The 1279-nt window shown below is 63.7% G+C and carries 1 protein-coding gene; it reads left to right on the forward strand.

Annotated elements, in window-relative coordinates:
- Positions 1 to 80 precede the first annotated feature (80 nt).
- Positions 81 to 1247: an IS30 family transposase gene (locus tag AC4ELS_RS21250; RefSeq protein WP_448449202.1), complete on the forward strand. Its 1167-nt coding sequence runs from the start codon at positions 81 to 83 to the stop codon at positions 1245 to 1247.
- Positions 1248 to 1279: the final 32 nt, after the last annotated feature.

Raw genomic sequence — 1279 nt, forward strand, 5'->3', positions numbered from 1 at the left:
AGGGTCGCTAGACCACGGGCGGATTCATACGGTCACTGCAACATCCACTGGTTTGGGAGGTTGCGGTGTTTCCTCGTTCGATGCGTCGGGTGTTGTTTGACCTGGTGTGTGACGGTGTCGCGATGCGTGACGCCGAGCGTCGGGTCGGTGTGTCCAACGGTGCTGGACGGTACTGGTGGCATCAGGCTGGCGGCATGACTGTGCTCAAAGGAAGCAAAGGGCCTCGCGGTATCGCCTGCCCGGGAGAGCGGACCCGCGAGGGCGGCCCGGGCCACCGGATCAGCTACGACGAACGCGTGACGATTATGCGGGGCCTGGATCGCGGTCTCAGCCACGCTGAGATCGGGCAGCAGTTGGGCCGCGACCGCACCGTCATCTGGCGCGAAGTCCGACGTAACCGCAACGCCGACGGGGACTACCACGCCGGGATGGCCCATGCCCGAGCCTGTCAGAAAGCCAAGCGGCCCAAAGCGTTCAAGCTCAACAACACCGGATTGTGCGCGGCCATCGAAGGGTGGATGGACGATGGGTGGAGCCCCAAGCTGATCGCTGACATGTTGGCCCGCGCTCACCCTGATGACAGGCTGGGCAGGGTGAGCCACGAAACCATCTACAAGTGCCTCTACGTGCAAGGCCGTGGCCAGCTGCGCGCCGATCTGAACAAGTGCCTGTCGACCAAACGCACCGCTCGTAAACCCCGTGGCAGCGAGCGCCGCGGCACATTTAGTGACGTGATCACCATCAGCCAGCGTCCCGCCACGGTTGAAGACCGTGCCGTGCCCGGGCACTGGGAAGGAGATCTGATCGTGGGCGCCGCCTCTGGCAGTGCGATCGGGACCCTGGTCGAGCGCAGCACCCGATTCACCATCTTGCTGCACCTGCCCAACGATCACACCGCGGATTCAGTGGCCAAGGCGATGATCGCGGCGATGAATGAGTTACCGGCGCATCTGCGGCGCAGCCTCACCTGGGATCGCGGCTCGGAGATGGCCGGCTGGTGCGACATCAGCATGGCCCTGCAATCCCCGGTCTACTTCTGCGATCCACATTCACCCTGGCAGCGGGGCAGCAACGAGAACACCAACAGGCTGCTGCGGTTCTGGTTCGAAAAAGGCACCGACCTCAGCCGCTACACCAAGGCCGACCTCAAATCCGTCCAGGACAAGCTCAACACCCGACCCCGGCCCACCCTGGACTACGACACCCCCGCCCAACGCCTCGCCACCCTCATCAACCAAGCCGCATAGCCGATGTTGCGCTAACCACTTGACTTTGAGAC

This window comes from Mycobacterium shunyiense (assembly GCF_058270035.1).

Coding starts and splice junctions, on each gene's coding strand:
- AC4ELS_RS21250 (WP_448449202.1), top strand. CDS start 81: ATGCGTCGGGTGTTGTTTGACCTGGTGTGTGACGGTGTCGCGATGCGT.